At 45.8% G+C, this 16111-nt stretch carries 18 protein-coding genes; 8 read left to right on the top strand and 10 right to left on the bottom strand.

Going from position 1 to position 16111, the window contains the following annotated elements; genetic code table 11:
• Positions 1–52 precede the first annotated feature (52 nt).
• The 5 genes from ACX5J7_RS11900 (at position 53) to ACX5J7_RS11880 (ending at position 4486) form a co-directional block, all read left to right on the top strand.
• A complete protein-coding gene (locus ACX5J7_RS11900; protein ID WP_498707274.1) occupies positions 53–382 on the top strand; it encodes a nuclear transport factor 2 family protein in 330 nt (109 codons plus the stop codon).
• Between the two features lie 108 nt (positions 383–490).
• A complete protein-coding gene (locus ACX5J7_RS11895) occupies positions 491–1210 on the top strand; it encodes an SDR family NAD(P)-dependent oxidoreductase (RefSeq protein ID WP_012518929.1) in 720 nt (239 codons plus the stop codon).
• A gap of 11 nt (positions 1211–1221) precedes the next feature.
• On the top strand, positions 1222–2487 hold the full coding sequence (locus ACX5J7_RS11890) for an NAD(P)/FAD-dependent oxidoreductase (protein WP_012518930.1): 1266 nt from the start codon (positions 1222–1224) through the stop codon (positions 2485–2487).
• On the top strand, positions 2484–3227 hold the full coding sequence (locus tag ACX5J7_RS11885) for a DUF1365 domain-containing protein (protein ID WP_081365744.1): 744 nt from the start codon (positions 2484–2486) through the stop codon (positions 3225–3227). Before ACX5J7_RS11890 ends, ACX5J7_RS11885 begins: the two co-directional genes overlap by 4 nt.
• Positions 3228–3229: 2 nt before the next feature.
• Positions 3230–4486, top strand: coding sequence for an SAM-dependent methyltransferase (locus ACX5J7_RS11880; RefSeq protein ID WP_012518932.1), 1257 nt, complete (start codon positions 3230–3232; stop codon positions 4484–4486).
• A 111-nt stretch (positions 4487–4597) separates the two neighbouring features.
• Here ACX5J7_RS11880 and ACX5J7_RS11875 read toward each other — a convergent pair whose 3' ends face one another.
• Together ACX5J7_RS11875 and pomA are read right to left on the bottom strand one after the other, a co-directional pair.
• A complete protein-coding gene (locus ACX5J7_RS11875) occupies positions 4598–5527 on the bottom strand; it encodes a flagellar motor protein MotB (protein WP_012518933.1) in 930 nt (309 codons plus the stop codon).
• Entirely contained in the window at positions 5527–6288 is a 762-nt protein-coding gene (gene pomA / locus ACX5J7_RS11870; RefSeq protein ID WP_012518934.1) for a flagellar motor protein PomA, read from the bottom strand. The genes ACX5J7_RS11875 and pomA overlap by 1 nt, the downstream gene beginning before the upstream one ends.
• A gap of 410 nt (positions 6289–6698) precedes the next feature.
• Here pomA and xseB point away from each other — a divergent pair, with 410 nt between their 5' ends.
• From xseB to dxs, 3 genes are read left to right on the top strand one after another with little or no spacing between them, the layout of a single operon-like run.
• Positions 6699–6941: an exodeoxyribonuclease VII small subunit gene (xseB, locus tag ACX5J7_RS11865; protein ID WP_278383111.1), complete on the top strand. Its 243-nt coding sequence runs from the start codon at positions 6699–6701 to the stop codon at positions 6939–6941.
• Between the two features lie 29 nt (positions 6942–6970).
• A complete protein-coding gene (locus ACX5J7_RS11860) occupies positions 6971–7861 on the top strand; it encodes a farnesyl diphosphate synthase (RefSeq protein WP_498707273.1) in 891 nt (296 codons plus the stop codon).
• Between the two features lie 32 nt (positions 7862–7893).
• Positions 7894–9771 (top strand): 1-deoxy-D-xylulose-5-phosphate synthase, encoded by a 1878-nt coding sequence (gene dxs / locus ACX5J7_RS11855; RefSeq protein WP_485165436.1) that lies wholly within the window; start codon positions 7894–7896, stop codon positions 9769–9771.
• Positions 9772–9897: 126 nt separating this feature from the next.
• On the opposite strand, the gene ACX5J7_RS11850 is transcribed toward dxs, so the two are convergent.
• The 8 genes from ACX5J7_RS11850 to nrdR all read right to left on the bottom strand — a co-directional run bounded on the left by ACX5J7_RS11850 (position 9898) and on the right by nrdR (position 16041).
• Positions 9898–10398 (bottom strand): phosphatidylglycerophosphatase A family protein, encoded by a 501-nt coding sequence (locus ACX5J7_RS11850; protein WP_020746233.1) that lies wholly within the window; start codon positions 10396–10398, stop codon positions 9898–9900.
• 39 nt (positions 10399–10437) lie between these two features.
• Positions 10438–11403, bottom strand: a complete 966-nt coding sequence (gene thiL, locus ACX5J7_RS11845; protein WP_278383089.1) for a thiamine-phosphate kinase — start codon at positions 11401–11403, stop codon at positions 10438–10440.
• Positions 11404–11451: 48 nt separating this feature from the next.
• Positions 11452–11874: a transcription antitermination factor NusB gene (nusB, locus tag ACX5J7_RS11840; RefSeq protein ID WP_012518940.1), complete on the bottom strand. Its 423-nt coding sequence runs from the start codon at positions 11872–11874 to the stop codon at positions 11452–11454.
• Positions 11875–11886: 12 nt separating this feature from the next.
• On the bottom strand, positions 11887–12360 hold the full coding sequence (gene ribH / locus ACX5J7_RS11835) for a 6,7-dimethyl-8-ribityllumazine synthase (RefSeq protein WP_012518941.1): 474 nt from the start codon (positions 12358–12360) through the stop codon (positions 11887–11889).
• 244 nt (positions 12361–12604) lie between these two features.
• Positions 12605–13705 carry a bifunctional 3,4-dihydroxy-2-butanone-4-phosphate synthase/GTP cyclohydrolase II gene (gene ribBA, locus ACX5J7_RS11830; RefSeq protein WP_012518942.1) on the bottom strand — a complete coding sequence of 367 codons (1101 nt, stop codon included), beginning with the start codon at positions 13703–13705 and terminating at the stop codon, positions 12605–12607.
• 20 nt (positions 13706–13725) lie between these two features.
• The gene (locus ACX5J7_RS11825) at positions 13726–14388 is read right to left on the bottom strand and encodes a riboflavin synthase (RefSeq protein ID WP_012518943.1); all 663 of its coding nucleotides are present in this window, start codon (positions 14386–14388) and stop codon (positions 13726–13728) included.
• A 20-nt stretch (positions 14389–14408) separates the two neighbouring features.
• A complete protein-coding gene (gene ribD / locus ACX5J7_RS11820; protein WP_250245348.1) occupies positions 14409–15548 on the bottom strand; it encodes a bifunctional diaminohydroxyphosphoribosylaminopyrimidine deaminase/5-amino-6-(5-phosphoribosylamino)uracil reductase RibD in 1140 nt (379 codons plus the stop codon).
• A gap of 43 nt (positions 15549–15591) precedes the next feature.
• Positions 15592–16041 carry a transcriptional regulator NrdR gene (gene nrdR, locus ACX5J7_RS11815; RefSeq protein WP_012517538.1) on the bottom strand — a complete coding sequence of 150 codons (450 nt, stop codon included), beginning with the start codon at positions 16039–16041 and terminating at the stop codon, positions 15592–15594.
• Between the last annotated feature and the right edge of the window lie 70 nt (positions 16042–16111).

Raw genomic sequence — 16111 nt, 5'->3', positions numbered from 1 at the left:
TTAACAGATTTGCCTGTGGTCATTCATCAGTAATTTAGCGAGAGGAAGGGGTATGGACGTTATTTCCCGCTTTTGTAAGATTTACACGGATATATGTCAAATATCGCCAGACGACTTAGAAAGCGTCTATGGAAAAGATATCGTTTTCATCGATCCTATCACTACGCACCAAGGTATTGGCGAAGTCAAAAGTTACTTTTCTAATTTGTTGACGCAAGCGCAAAGCTGTAAGTTTGATATCGCTGACGTTTTTGTCTGTTCAAAAGAAAAAGACAGCAGGTCCAAAGTAACCCACGTTGTGAACTGGACGATGAGGCTGACGCTTAAAAATAACAGTAAAGCATATAACCCTAGACGGCACGACCCAACTCGGCGTGGTTAACGACACCATCATTTATCACAAAGATTATTACGACTTGGGCGAAATGGTTTATGAGCACGTACCCATCTTAGGTTTTGTAATTAAAAAGATTAAAGGGAAGCTGGCATCGTGAAATCAATTCTTATTACTGGAGCAACCTCAGGCATTGGCAAAGCATTAGCCACCCACGCCGCTAATCAAGGTTACCGCGTTATTGCGTGCGGTCGCAATGAAGAGACGTTAAATGAGCTGAGTCGCTACAGCAACATCGAGGCTTGTCAATTTGATGTAACCGACCTAGAGGATGCTCGCCGCGCATTAGCAACGGTAAAGTTTGATATTGCTGTGCTGAACGCAGGTACGTGTGAGTATGTTGATATCGATAGCTTCGAGCCCGACATGTTCCGCCGCGTTTTCGAGCCAAACTTTTTCGGCGTGGTTCATTGTGTAGATGCTCTGTTACCCCGGTTTAAGAAAGGCGATAAGCTGGTCATAGTGGATAGCATGGCAAGACTACTTCCATTTACTAAAACGCAAGCATACGGTTCAAGTAAAGCGGCGCTGCATTACTTTACCAAGTCACTTGAAGTCGACCTTCATGAGAAAGGCGTTAAAGTGCAGGCCGTGTCTCCTGGATTCGTTGAAACCCCATTAACTGACAAAAATGACTTTGAAATGCCAATGAAAATTAGTGCAGAAGAAGCCGCAGAAGCTATGCTTAAAGGAATAGAAAGCAATAAGCAGTCGGTATTCTTCCCTCGGGCGTTTGGCTTTATTCTTCGTCTAATGCACGTACTGCCTACCCCGCTACAAAAGCGCTTATCGCTGGCGATGAGAGAAAAACAATAAGAGACAATAGAATGACAAATAGAGTTGCCGTTATAGGTACAGGAATTTCAGGGCTTACCTGCGCTCACCTTTTAAATAAACAGCATAACATCACCGTTTACGAAGCCAATGACTATATTGGAGGCCATACAGCTACGAAAACAATTATTGATGAGGGTGAAGAACACAATATCGATACGGGTTTTATCGTTTTTAACGACTGGACCTACCCTAATTTCATAAAGCTGATGACACAGCTTAATGTACCGTACCAGCCCACAGAAATGAGTTTCTCTGTGATGAGCAAAAAGGCCAACCTTGAGTACAACGGCAATAATTTAAACAGCTTGTTTGCGCAACGGCGCAACATTTTGAGGCCGAAGTTTTGGCGCATTGTTAAAGACATCCTTACATTTAATAAAGCGTGTAAGGCCATGGTTGCAGAAAAGCGCGACACTTCATCCCTTACCCTTGAAGACATTATCAAAGAATTAGGCCTTAGCGATGACTTTGCACGCTATTACATTTTACCTATGTGCGCGGCTATTTGGTCTAGCAGCTTGGAGCAAACCCGTAAGTTTCCGCTGACTTTTTTCTTACAGTTTTTCAATAACCACGGCTTGCTCAATATTACCGACCGCCCGCAGTGGTACACAATAAAAGGTGGGTCTAGCCAGTACATCCCTCCTTTGATAGCGCCCTTCAAATCGAAAATAAAATTATCATCGGCCGTGGTATCTGTTGCAAAGATGACAGATTCATGGGAAGTCACCGACGCTAACGGTGAACGTTTAAGCTATGACCACGTTGTCTTCGCGTGCCACAGTGATCAGGCATTAAAGATGCTTGAGGCCCCTTCAGCACTTCATAAAGAGATACTCGGCAGTATTCCTTACGCGGATAACGATGTCGTTATGCACAAAGACGTTTCTCAGCTTCCTAAAAGAAAGCTTGCATGGGCTAGCTGGAATTACCGGCTAAAAGAAGATGCAACAGAAGAGCAACGCCCGGCATCTGTGACCTACGACATGAACATTCTTCAGCGGTTAGAAGCTAAAAACACCTACTGTGTAACACTGAATAATACGCCAGAAATTGACCGCGCCAGTATATTGGGGAGCTATCAATACGCCCACCCGCAGTTCAGCGCCAGCATGGTTAAGGCTCAGCAAAGAAGAAACGAAATTTGCGGTGTCGATAACCTTCATTTTTGCGGGGCTTATTGGTACAACGGCTTTCATGAAGACGGTGTAAAAAGCGCGCTTGATGTTTGCGAACGCTTTGGTGAAACCTTGTGATTGAAAGCGCAATTTATAAGGGTAAAGTTTACCATCAGCGTTTTATGCCCACTCAGCACAAGTTCGACTACGATATCTATTTGTTTTGGCTAAAGCTAGAGCGCGGCGAACTCGAAACCTTATCAAATACGCTTAAGCACTTTTCAGCAAAAAAGAAAGCCAGAGTGCGTTTTAAGCGTGAGGACTATTTAGGCGACCCATCAATACCCCTAAACCAAGCTGTGCTTGACAGGATGAGTAAGCTAAATGGCGGGACGCGCCTTGAAGGCGACGTATTCATGCTTGGACAGCTTCGCATGTGGGGGCTATATTTCAGCCCCGTCAATTTCTATTACTTGCGCAATAAAGAAGGTACGTTTACTCATTTGTTAGCTGAGGTAAGCAATACGCCATGGAACGAGCGACACCATTATCTGGTAAATCTTGCAACACAGGACGATACCCCTAAAGCTTTCCACGTTTCCCCGTTTAACCCAATGGACATGACTTACCAATGGTCAATCTCCCAACCCTCAACGAGACTTTCTCTTGCGATGGACTGCGTAAGAGAGGACAAAGAATTTAGCGCTGGCATTAACTTAACAAAATTTACTTTAGATAATGCGAATCTATCTACAGCACTTAAACGTATACCCAGTATGACACTAAAAACTATGGCCGGAATTTATTGGCATGCGCTTAAATTGCTGCTTAAACGAACGCCGCTGTATACACACCCAAAAAAAAGTCAGGAACAATAACAATGTCTTTCGGTGAATCTGTACTCATGACCACTTCAGAGGTCTCTTTTGTAGATAAAGCATGTAGAAGCTTATTCTTACAATGCTTAAAGCAACTGCCTTTTGGTAGCTTAACTATTCAAGAAAATGGCGACGATATCGCCAAGTTTGGAACAGAAAATGACGATTTACGGGCAACGGTAAATATCAAAGATGTTAAGGCCTACCGTCGTCTTTTACTTGGGGGCAGTGTTGGCGCAGGCGAAGCCTACATGGATGACTTATGGGACAGCGATGACGTAACGGCAGTAGTAAGAATTTTTGCTAGAAACTTGCCTACTCTTGATGAGTGGGAGAATAAATTTAAGTGGCTCACCATGCCTGTTAATAAGCTTCAACATTTTGCTCGTCGAAACACCACAGACCAAGCTAAAAGAAATATTGAAGCCCACTACGATTTAGGCAATAAGCTATATACCCGTTTTTTAGACCCTACCATGATGTATTCGTCGGCGATTTACCCCGACCCAAATGCATCATTAAATGAAGCGCAAAATTATAAGCTAAAAGCCATTTGCGATAAATTGCAGTTAAATGAGAACGACCATCTTGTCGAAATCGGCACTGGGTGGGGCGGCCTTGCCGTTTATGCCGCTAAGCATTATGGATGTAAGGTTACCACCACTACCATATCAGAGGAGCAGCATGCCTGGGCAAAGAACTGGATTGCGAAAGAGGGGCTGGAAGACAAGGTTACTCTGCTCAAAAGAGATTACCGTTTGTTGGAAGGAAAATACGACAAACTTGTGTCTATCGAAATGATAGAGGCCGTGGGTAAACAGTACTTAGGTAACTTCTTTGAAAAGTGTTCATCGCTATTAAAAGACGATGGTCTGATGCTCCTTCAGTCCATCACTATTGATGACAGACGCTACGATAGCTACGCAGACAGCGTAGATTTCATTCAAAAATACATATTCCCCGGCGGTTTTTTACCATCTCAGCATCAATTAAATGCGCATCTTAAAAAGTATACCAATATGATGATTCGCGACCTTCACGACATTGGCGTTGACTACGCGAAAACGCTAAATCATTGGTATGAGGCGTTTATATCAGCCAAAGACGAATTATTAAACGACGGCTACGATGAGCGCTTTATGCGTATGTGGACCTACTATCTAAAATACTGTGAAGGCGGTTTTTTAGAAAGAACGATTAGCACGGTTCAGCTTGTCATTTCTAAGCCACACTGTAGAGAAGAACTCGCTCGGGTTTAGTGCAGTTGCTTGTTTAGTACAGCAAAACAATAAAGCGGCGCTGAATTCAGCGCCGTTGTTGTTTATATTTAACCCTTATTCATAACGAGTAACGACACAACGCACTAACGCCTACTCATCCACCACTGATATCGGTTTAGATATCATTGGCTTACCCTGATTAATGTTTATTTCAACCCGACGATTTTTCGCCCTGTCGGCGGATGTGGTTGCGTTTTCCACAATAGGGGCAGTATCGGCTTTTCCTACTACCGACATGCGGCTTTCATCAAAGCCAGGGGCTGTACGCATGGCTTCTGCCACGGCAACTGCACGTTGTGAAGATAGGTCCCAGTTTGAGCGATATAACTCATTAGCAATATGCTGACCATCGCTGTGCCCTGAAATTTCAATTTCTCCCGGCACATCAGCGAGTAGCGTACCGATTTTTCTTAAAACGGGCTGAAACTGCGGCTGTAAGAAAGCTGAGCCCGCTGAAAACGAACCGTTCTCACGAATTCGAATAGTAAGCTGCTGACCTAGTGACTCCATTTCAACTGAGCCATCTAAAATTTGTTTTTCTAACTGTTGCGCCACTTTCTTCATCAATTCAGCCATTTGCGACTGATCAGTGCTCTGTTCTGCCGAAGAGGACGACTGGGTTGCGGTTTGTTGCGATTGACCGCCCCGCTGTTCGCCGCGCTGCTTCTGACGACCGCCCGCTGAGTCCTCATTTCCGGCCTGGAACTCTAGCATCTGTTGTGTCATTTCATTGGTTTGCTGCTGAATAGATTCAATAGGCGTAGGATCAGGTTTACCCGGACGGAATTCCATAGCAATAACGCTTGTTCCCTTGGGAATATCCTTTACTTCAATTTTGTTCTGTACGCCGAAAGCGAACTTCATTGAGCCCGCTATCTGTTTAAACTTAAGTACGTCCATTTCAGAAAATGAGAGCAGAAGTACGAAAAAGCACATAAGCAATGACATCAAGTCAGCGAAGGTTCCCATCCAAGCTGGCAGCCCCTCGGGGGGGCATTTGGGGCATTCTTCTTCAGCCATTACTCTTCCTCTGCGCTTCCGCGTTTACTCGCCGCAAGGTAATTCTTTAGTACTCCCTCTATCACCCGAGGGTTCTGACCATCTGCGATACCGACTATTCCGTCAAGAACAAGGCTCTGGTTTAGCTTTTCCTCGCCGGCGCGCACTGACAATTTAAATGCAATTGGCAAACATATAACATTGGCAAAGAAAGCACCGTAAAGCGTGGTAAGTAGTGCAACCGCCATCGCGGGCCCAATTGCTTTTGGGTCATCCATATTAGAGAGCATGGCTACCAAGCCGATCAGTGTACCAATCATTCCCATTGCCGGTGCAATATCACCCATGCCTTTGAAAAATGAAGCACCAAAATCATGGCGTTCGGAAGTCATTGAAATATCTTTAGCGAGAGTCTCTCTGACTACTTCAATATCATGGCCGTCGACCAGCATATCGACGCCTTTTTGCATAAATTCGTTTGAAATTTCCGCCTCTTCTAGCGCAAGGAAGCCACCTTTTCGCGCGGCATCTGCCATTTCAACAATTTTCTCAATAAGCTCTTCAGGCGATTCAATTTTGAACATGAAGGCCTTGCCTGCAATTTTACCTGCGCCAAAAAACTGACCTAACGTAAATTGTGACAAAACAACGAATAAGGTCCCCCCGAATACGATAAGTATTGACTGGACGTCGATGAACATGCCCAAGCTGCCGCCTAAGATCATAGCCATAACTATGAAACCAATGGCGCCCAACATACCTATGACGGTTGCTAAATCCACTCACTCTTCCCCATTTATGCGCAGTCAGTGCTGTTGATGTACAATATTCTATCGGCAATAGATAGAAATACTAAAACGACATTATTGAAAAATATCACATTTATTTGTTTTTTATGAAGTGTAGGTGGCGTTAAATACGCTAGCTACACCTTCTATAACCCTATTTCATTATCGAGTTTATATGCCTAAAGCGTTTATTCTAGCGTTACGTTAGCACGCTAAAGAAAAAAGACACCTAGCAGTAGCATGGAATATAGCACAAAATGGTTAAATGCTGCTTTTTGTACTGCATGAAAAAAAAGCGATATACCGGTGATATGGGCGATATAGAGACAAACCATTTGACCCCTGTGCAACCCTCGGTTAATGTGCGCGGTATACGTATTTTGGCCATTAAAATGAGTGTTTTTATGACGACAGAAAAAGTATCCGCGTCTTTCGAAGAAACGTTATCAGAGTTAGAAGCCATCGTTAACGAAATGGAAAACGGTGATCTGCCGCTAAATAAAGCACTGGAAAAGTTCGAACGAGGCATTGCCCTCTCTCGTCAAGGTCAACAATCTCTTGAAAACGCCGAACAAAAAGTAAAGATATTGCTTAATGAACAAGGCGAAGACACCCTTCACACTCTACCTGAAAGTGAACAACCCTAATTTGTTCATTTTTACATTACAGGCAACCTATGAATTTTTCTGCTTTGCATCAGCAAGTTAAACAGCAAACTGATGCATCTCTTCTTACTCTGATTGATGAACTACCGGATTACGCACCGCGCCTAAAAGACGCTATGCGTCACGCGCTGCTTGCTGGTGGCAAACGCATGCGTCCGCTGCTAGTGCAAGTTGTAGGAAATACGCTAGACGTCCCTAAAAAGGACCAAATGGCTATTAGTATGGCCATTGAATGCGTACATGCCTATTCTCTCGTTCATGACGACTTACCGGCCATGGATGATGATGACTTGCGTCGCGGTATGCCTACCTGTCACATCGCCTTCGATGAAGCAACAGCGATATTGGCAGGTGATGCATTACAAGCACTTGCATTTACCGTATTAGCCGATGCACCTTTGGGCACCTACGCTCAAGCCAAACGCCCTCAGCTGTTATCTGTGTTAGCTAAAAGTGCCGGCTATGTGGGCATGTGTGGCGGTCAAGCCATCGATTTGGCCAGTACTGGCGAAAGTATTTCTCTTGATGAATTAAAACGGCTGCACAAGTTGAAAACCGGGGCTTTACTGCGCGCGTGTGTTGAAATGGTGGCTATAGTAAGTGAAGATTTATTGCCAGAGGCAAAAGTTGATTTAATGGCTTACGCTGCAGATATCGGGTTGGCGTTTCAAGTTCAAGATGACATCTTGGATGTGGTTGGCAGCAGCGAAAAATTAGGGAAACCCGCAGGGTCTGACGAAGCGTTAGGGAAAAATACATTTCCGGCCAAACTTGGTATGGAAGGCGCCAAGCGTGAATTAGAAATGCTTCACGATAATGCACTTCAAGCATTGGCGCGTTTGCCCTACAATACAGACAGTTTAATTGCGTTTAGCGAGCTTTTGGTAAAACGCGACCATTAGCCACGCGCCATGTTGAAAAAGATAATAAGTACATGAGTTTAGATCTCCAACATTACCCAACGCTTGCGCTTGCGCAAACACCTGATAAGTTGAGGCAGCTGCCTCAAGACAAATTACGCGAGCTCGCCGATGAGTTACGTGAGTACTTACTTAATAGCGTAAGTCAAACCAGCGGGCACTTTGCCTCAGGTTTAGGCACAGTAGAGCTTACTGTCGCACTGCACTATGTATACAACACCCCCTTTGACCGTTTGTTGTGGGACGTGGGCCATCAAGCCTATCCACACAAAATTTTGACCGGCCGTGCTGAGCGCATGAGTACCATTCGCCAGAAAAACGGTTTACATCCGTTTCCGTGGCCGCCGGAAAGTGAATACGACACCTTTGCTGTTGGCCACTCGTCTACATCGATTAGCGCTGCACTCGGCATGGCGGTAGCCGCAGAAAAGGAAGGTAAAGACAGAAAAGTGGTATCGGTCATTGGCGATGGCGCGATGACAGCGGGTATGGCGTTTGAAGCACTTAACCATGCAGGCGATATCAAAAAAGATATGGTGGTGGTGCTCAACGACAACGAAATGTCTATCTCTGAGAACGTAGGTGCACTGAATAGCCACCTAGCGCGTTTGCTGACAGGAAACTTTTTCAACTCCATTCGCGATGGCGGTAAAAAACTGCTTAGTAACGTACCGCCTATTAAAGAGTTTGCCAGCCGTGCAGAAGAGCACCTTAAAGGCATGGTCGTGCCTGGTACTATCTTCGAAGAGCTGGGCTTTAACTATATTGGTCCTATTGACGGTCACGACGTCAATGCTGTTGTAGATACCCTTCGCAACATGCGTAACTTCGATGGCCCGCAGCTGTTACACGTGGTCACCAAAAAAGGTAAAGGCTACGCCGTTGCAGAAGAAGACCCGATAAAATTTCACGCAGTGCCAAAATTCAACCCGGCAGACAATGCACTGCCCAAGTCTAAGCCTTCTGCACCCACCTACTCGGCTATTTTTGGCCAGTGGCTGTGTGATATGGCAGCACAAGACCCTAAGCTTATGGCGGTGACACCTGCTATGCGTGAAGGTTCAGGCATGGTTGAGTTTTCTCAGCGTTTTCCTGAACAATACTTCGATGTCGCCATTGCCGAGCAGCATGCAGTGACCTTTGGTGCCGGCCTTGCGAAAGACGGGATGAATGCGGTTGTTGCGATTTACTCATCTTTCTTGCAACGCGCGTACGATCAGCTTATCCACGATGTGGCAATTCAAGACTTACCCGTATTATTTGCCATAGACAGAGCCGGCATAGTTGGCGCCGATGGCCCTACTCACCAAGGCGCGTTTGATATTGCTTTCCTTCGCTGTATTCCAAACATGGTCGTGATGGCACCTTCAGACGAAAATGAGTGTCGCCAAATGCTCTACACTGGCCATAAGCTGCAAAAGCCAGCGGCGGTACGCTACCCTCGCGGGGCAGGCTTGGGGGTTACGCCAGATGAAGCCATGACAGCGCTTGAGATTGGTAAATCACGTACCTGTCGAGAAACCGCGAAAGATAAATCTGAAAGCGTTGCTATTTTGAACTTCGGCTGTTTATTGCCCTATGCACTTGAAGCAGCAGAGGCTATTGACGCTACGGTTATCGACATGCGCTTTATCAAGCCATTAGATGGCGACGCTGTTTTAAAAGCAGCCAACGAACACAGCGCACTTATAACCTTAGAAGACGGCTGTATTATGGGCGGTGCTGGTAGTGCCGTACTAGAACATTTGCAGCAAAACGGCGTACTAAAGGCAGTTAAAATGTTAGGTCTGCCTGATAGTTTTATCCTGCAAGGTACACAACAGGAAATGTACAAAGAGCACGGCTTAGATGCTGAAGGTATTATTGCTGCGGCAAAATCGCTAATAGGATAACAGCGTTAGAGCCACATCAATTAAACACGAAAAAGCCCGCAAACATGCGGGCTTTTTGTGAGAAATTCTCGGATATATCTTCTTTGCTTACTACACGTCTTAGTCGTTAAGCTTTATGTTAACGCATTAAAACAAGGCTAAAGCTGCTGGCCAGAACACCATTAGCAAATGTAGGCAACCGCATGCCATGGCGCCAGCCAGTAAATCGTCTAGCATTATGCCTGTACCACCGTGTAGGCGCTTATCAATAATGCCTATTGGCCAAGGCTTTAAAATATCGAAAAGCCTAAATAGAATGAAACCAACCAGCAGGGATGACGCGGTAATTGGTACAAATAGAAACGTGACGAACATGCCCGCTATTTCATCCCACACGATAGAGCCATGGTCGTGGACCTGCATATCGTCAGCCGTCTTACCGCAAAGGTAAATGCCCACAACTGAGAATATAAGCGTAAGCGCGATAAATGAAACAATGGATACTTGGCTACAGGCGATAAGCAAAGGCAATGCAGCTAGAGAGCCAAACGTCCCAGGCATAAAAGGAATTAGCCCGCTACCAAAGCCCAACGCTAGAAAATGGACCGGATTTTTCATACTCACTCTAGCGCGAAATTCAGCCTGCATGTAAATTCCTTTGTCTCACGTCTAATTAATCGGTTGTACTTAAAAGCTATGCTCGTAACCCGCCGCAGCGACAGGCGTATACTTCTCATTACTTTTAAGTAATGAGAGTTTGCCATTGTGACCGGTTAATTGCCCGATACACGTTGCTTTTACGTTTGTACTTGCCAAAGACGTTTCCAGGCTGCCGTGTTGCTCTTCGCTTACCGTAAAAATCAACTCGTAATCATCTCCAGCAGATAGCGCATATTCGATAGCCTGTTCAGGCGACACGGCGCTAGTTAACGCCCGAGAAAGTGGCAAGCGCTCTACGTGAACATTTGCGCCACAATTAGACGCTTTTAAAATATGACCTAAATCTGATATCAAGCCATCAGATATATCGATACATGATGTGGCAATACGACGAATAGCTGTACCCACTGCAACTCGGGGAGTTGGAAAGTAATGACGATTAATTAACACGTCTTTTGCTTCGCCTGTGACACTTAGCTTATTTTGTAGAATATCTAAGCCAGCACCAGCGTCGCCTAACGTACCGGTAACATAAAGCCAGTCACCCGGCTTTGCACCGCTTCGCGTCAGCTCTGAACCCGGTGGTATAAAGCCTTGCGCGGTAATCGTCATTGCCATAGGGCCTTTTACCGTATCACCGCCGATTAACTGCACGGAATAATACTGGGTAAGCTCATAAAGGCCCGCAACAAAATCATCAAGCCAAGCTTCATCTACTTCTGGAAGCGACAGTGACAGGCTTATCCATGCGGGCTCCGCCCCCATTGCAGCCAAATCACTTAAGTTAACCGCTACTGTTTTGTATGCCACAGATTTCGCTGGCGCATCTTTTAAAAAATGCACGCCTGCAACAAGGGTATCAGTAGTAACGGCGAGTTGTTGGTTTTCAGGAACCGTTGTTACAGCACAGTCATCACCAATACCTATAACAACGTCTTTGCGTTTGTGGCCGCAGTTTGAAAAATAGCGGCCGATAAGATCAAATTCTTTCACAGTAATTTTTAAACCCTTTCAGCGGCAATCCATGCCGCCATGGTAAGGTTAGTCGCGCTCATCTTTGCGCAACGTGCGCACTGCTTTATCCAGTGCACCATTAATGAACTTATGGCTCTCTTCGGCACCGAATGCCTTAGCGAGCTCAATCGCTTCATTAATAATTACGCGATAAGGTACATCAATGCGCTCAGTCAGTTCCAGCGTCGCAATGCGCAAGATCGCTTTTTCTATCGCGTCTAGCTCTTCAGGCAGACGGCCAAGATAAGGTTTGATCGTCGCATCAAGCTTACTTGCGTTATGCGCAACTCCGCGCAGCAAGGCTTGAAAATACGCCATGTCTACCTTTTGCATGTCGTTACTGGTGGCTAGCGCCAGTTCAACCTGCTGTATATCGTTGTGACTCATTTGCCATGAATACACGCCTTGCAAGGCGAGTTCACGGGCTTTACGACGAGCTGAAACTTTCACTTAATGTTTACCTTAAAGCTTTTCAACAGCATCGATAACGTTAACCATTTCAAGCGCGCCCAGTGCAGCTTCTGCACCTTTATTGCCCGCTTTAGTACCTGAACGCTCGATTGCTTGTTCAATTGAATCTGTTGTGATTACGCCAAATGAAACCGGAATACCGTATTCAAGTGATACTTGCGCAAGACCTTTATTGCTCTCACCTGCTACAAAATCAAAGTGTGGCGTGCCACCACGAATAACCGCACCTAGTGCGATAATGGCGTCAAATGACTTTTTCTCGGCTAATTTTTTAGCCACTACAGGTAACTCGTAAGCACCAGGAACGCGTACTAACGTGATATCGTCATCACTTACTTCACCGTGACGCTCTAGGGTGTCTAATGCACCTTCTAGTAAGCTCTCTACTACAAAGCTATTAAAGCGTGATACTACGATAGCAAACTTCTTACCGGTTGCTCTGATATTACCTTCAACTACCTGCATGGTTTCATTCCTCGAGAAAAAACGGCGCGAAGTATACCACAACTGCGCCCAAACTAAATCGATTGTTTCTTTAACTTCAACTATTCGTAAACGGCCACTTTATGCTTAGCCAAATGTGGGGAGGGAATGCTGGTCGCAAACCCTCCACCGCATGGATGCGGTGGCGGAGCGTACAGGGATGTATTCACCGCGTGTTTGCGACGAGCATTCCCTCTCCACTTTCGCTGTGCTCTACACCCAAGCACTAGTCGTGCACGTACTCGACCACTTCTAGGCCGTAACCTGAAAGCGCATGATATTTAATTGGCTTGCTAAGAAGACGCATTTTGTGAACGCCCATAGATGCAAGAATTTGGCTACCCACGCCAATTGTGCGCGACGATCCCTGCCAATCAGCGCCAGCAGGTTGTTCGCCTCTATCTTCGGCTGCAAAGCGGCGTACCTGGCTTTCGATGTGCTCTTCTTTACCTAATAGCACTAACACTCCACCTTCTTCTGAGATTTTGCGCATGCCGTCTGCTAATGTCATCGAGCGATGAATACCGCGGGTAGAGCCGAGAAGATCACTAAACGTATTGTGAAGGTGTACACGCACAAGCGTCGCTTCATCTTCTTTTATCTCACCTTTCTTAAGGGCAAAGTGAAGCTGGTTATCAATACTGTCTTTAAAGGTATGTAACTCAAAGTCACCATACTCGGTCGGCATGTTGCACTGCGCCACTTTTTGAATCGTCGTTTCGTTTAGGTTACGGTATTCAATTAGATCGGCAATAGTACCAATTTTAAGGTTGTGTTTAGCTGCAAACTTTTCCAACTCTGGGCGACGGGCCATAGTGCCGTCTTCATTAAGAATTTCTACAATAACGCCCGCCGGTTCTAAACCCGCTAAACGGGGTAAATCAACACCAGCTTCGGTATGACCCGCACGGTTTAATACACCGCCATCTTTAGCAATAAGTGGAAAAATATGACCCGGCTGTACGATGTCTGTGGCTTTCGCCTCTTTCGCTACCGCAGCTTTAATTGTCGTGGCGCGGTCTGCCGCTGAAATGCCCGTGGTTACACCCGTTGCCGCCTCGATAGAAACAGTAAAGTTCGTAGAGAACTGGGCTTCGTTTTTATCTACCATTAACGGAAGATTTAGCGCACGACAACGCTCTTGCGTCATAGGCAAACATACCAAGCCCCGTGCGTGAGTAACCATAAAGTTTATGGCTTCAGGCGTCACATGCTCTGCCGCCATAATGAGGTCACCTTCATTCTCTCGGTCCTCATCATCCATTAAGATAACCATTTTACCTTGGCGGATATCTTCAATTATTTCTTGTGTAGTGTTAAATGCCATGTTGTGTGCTTCTTGTAGGGTTATTTTCTTAAAAATCCGTTCTCGGCAAGAAATGCCATATCGATGCCTTTGCTCTGTGGCTCGGCGGCTTTATCGCCCAGCATTAATCGCTCTAAGTAGCGCGCAATAACATCAACTTCTAAATTAACTGCAGTACCTACTTTATAGCTTCCCATTATCGTTTCTTGTAACGTATGGGGAATGATCCAAAGCATGAACTCAGCGCCATTCACCTCGTTAACGGTAAGACTGATTCCATCAACCGTAATGCTGCCTTTATGAGCAATATATTTGGCAATCGCTTCGGGCGCTTTAACCCAGAATTCTACATAGTCTGAATGTTTAATGATTTGCGTAACTTCACCAACGCCGTCCACGTGACCAGACACAATGTGACCGCCAAAGCGATCGGTTGGGCGCATGGCTTTTTCTAAATTAACCGTTGAGCCAGCGCTGTAATGTGCAAAGCCAGTTAATTTAATCGTCTCTGCCGACACATCTGCACAGTAATAATCAGCCCCCATATCAGTGACTGTTAAACAAACACCGTTGGTAGCGATACTGTCGCCTAGCGCTACATCAGACATATCAAGCGTAGGTGAAGACACCGTTAGACGAATATCATTGCCACGGTTATCGAGCTTTTTAATCGTGCCTAACGCTTGAATAATTCCAGTAAACATAAAGTTCCTCTTTAGTCGCGTTAGCGACAGGTGTTGCTAACGTCGGGCCGGAAGATAAGCTTAATATCGTTACCCACCTGACGATTTTCAATAAGTGAAAGTGAAATAGATTGATTTAAAGCGGTAAACGCTGGCAAATTGACCATACTTACCCCTTTATCACCTAATAGCTTAGGCGCTTGGTAACAAATAAGCTCGTCCACCAGCCCTTCTTGCAAGAGTGCACCGGCAAGGCCTGGCCCCGCTTCTACCCATACTTCGTTAAATTGCTTATCGCCCAATGCCAACATTAGTGCGTGTAAGTCAAGCTTACCGTCTTTTTCATCAAGCTGAAGGTAATGCTGGCTTGCCGTATCTGGGTGAGCCTGAGACGTAGCAGTAAAGGTCATATTGCCGTCATTAAAGAGCGCATAGTCTCGACTAAGCGTGCTTTTACTGTCTACCACAACCCGAGCAGGCTGGCGAACATGTTCAAGGGGATAATCGTCAAACTGCGCCTCTTTCTCGCGTACTAAAAGGCTAGGATTGTCGGCCTTCACTGTACCCGACCCCGTTAACACCACACAGCTTTGTGCGCGATAGTGCTGTACATCTCGTCTGGCTTCTGGAGTGGTAATCCATTGGCTCACACCGTTTTGCAAGGCTATTTTTCCGTCAACACTTATGCCCAACTTTACGCGAACAAAGGGTTTACCGGTTAGCATACGCTTTATAAAACCGGGATTAAGCGCAGCGGCTTCTGCAGCCATTACCTCGCTCACCACTTCAATACCCGCTTCTTGCAACATACTTATACCGTTGCCGCATACGTTCGGGTTAGGGTCAGTCATAGCAATGACAACTCGCGCAACCTGCGCTTCAACAAGGGCTTTAGCGCAAGGCGGCGTACGCCCAAAATGACTGCAGGGCTCTAGGGTAACGTAAGCGGTTGCACCTTTGGCACCTTCAGAACGTGCATGAGCTGCTTGTCTAAGTGCGTGTACTTCGGCATGAGGTGTGCCCGCTTGGATGTGATAACCTTGGCCTAACAACTGACTGTCTTCGTCAACAATCACGCAGCCAACGCGGGGGTTGGGCGAGGTAGTAAAGCGCCCTTTTTTGGCAAGTTGAATGGCCTTTGCCATCCAATAATAATCGTTTTTAACCGTATCGTGGTTCACTTGGATTCCTGTTGTAGCCCTAAGTGTTTAAGGTTTATCGAACCTAATCCCCTAGTCGTGCAATCTCTTCTCCAAATTCACGAATGTCTTCGAAGGAACGATAAACTGAAGCGAACCGAACATAGGCGACTTTGTCGAGTTCTTTGAGGGCTTTCATTATTAGGTTGCCAAGTAGTTCGCTGCTTACTTCTCGTTCACCGGTTGCGCGCAACTGTGATTTAAGCGAAAGGATACATTGTTCTACTTTTTCGGTACTAACAGGGCGCTTTTCAAGCGCGCGCTGTAGCCCAGCACGAAGTTTATCTTCGTTGAATGGTTCACGCGAGCCATCGCGTTTAATAACGCGGGGCATCACAAGCTCTGCACTTTCAAATGTAGTAAAGCGCTCGTGACACACCATACATTCGCGTCGTCTTCGCACCTGTTGCCCTTCTGCAACTAAACGAGAATCAATGACTTTTGTTTCTTGTTCGGAACAAAACGGGCAAAACATGAATAATCCTTACATATTGCGTACTTAGGCCTTTCAAACTCAACCTAGACTAGTTAGTCCAGCATTAGTA

The organism is Alteromonas infernus (assembly GCF_902705815.1).
This window is presented reverse-complemented; position numbering and strand designations above follow the sequence as displayed.

What these genes read in the sequence shown, in the direction of transcription:
- ACX5J7_RS11900 (WP_498707274.1), top strand. Translation starts at nt 53, where the DNA reads ATGGACGTTATTTCCCGCTTTTGTAAGATTTACACGGATATATGTCAA.
- ACX5J7_RS11890 (WP_012518930.1), top strand. Translation starts at nt 1,222, where the DNA reads ATGACAAATAGAGTTGCCGTTATAGGTACAGGAATTTCAGGGCTTACC.
- ACX5J7_RS11880 (WP_012518932.1), top strand. Translation starts at nt 3,230, where the DNA reads ATGTCTTTCGGTGAATCTGTACTCATGACCACTTCAGAGGTCTCTTTT.
- ACX5J7_RS11875 (WP_012518933.1), bottom strand. Translation starts at nt 5,527, where the DNA reads ATGGCTGAAGAAGAATGCCCCAAATGCCCCCCCGAGGGGCTGCCAGCT.
- xseB (WP_278383111.1), top strand. Translation starts at nt 6,699, where the DNA reads ATGACGACAGAAAAAGTATCCGCGTCTTTCGAAGAAACGTTATCAGAG.
- ACX5J7_RS11860 (WP_498707273.1), top strand. Translation starts at nt 6,971, where the DNA reads ATGAATTTTTCTGCTTTGCATCAGCAAGTTAAACAGCAAACTGATGCA.
- dxs (WP_485165436.1), top strand. Translation starts at nt 7,894, where the DNA reads ATGAGTTTAGATCTCCAACATTACCCAACGCTTGCGCTTGCGCAAACA.
- ACX5J7_RS11850 (WP_020746233.1), bottom strand. Translation starts at nt 10,398, where the DNA reads ATGCAGGCTGAATTTCGCGCTAGAGTGAGTATGAAAAATCCGGTCCAT.
- ribH (WP_012518941.1), bottom strand. Translation starts at nt 12,360, where the DNA reads ATGCAGGTAGTTGAAGGTAATATCAGAGCAACCGGTAAGAAGTTTGCT.
- ribBA (WP_012518942.1), bottom strand. Translation starts at nt 13,705, where the DNA reads ATGGCATTTAACACTACACAAGAAATAATTGAAGATATCCGCCAAGGT.
- ACX5J7_RS11825 (WP_012518943.1), bottom strand. Translation starts at nt 14,388, where the DNA reads ATGTTTACTGGAATTATTCAAGCGTTAGGCACGATTAAAAAGCTCGAT.
- nrdR (WP_012517538.1), bottom strand. Translation starts at nt 16,041, where the DNA reads ATGTTTTGCCCGTTTTGTTCCGAACAAGAAACAAAAGTCATTGATTCT.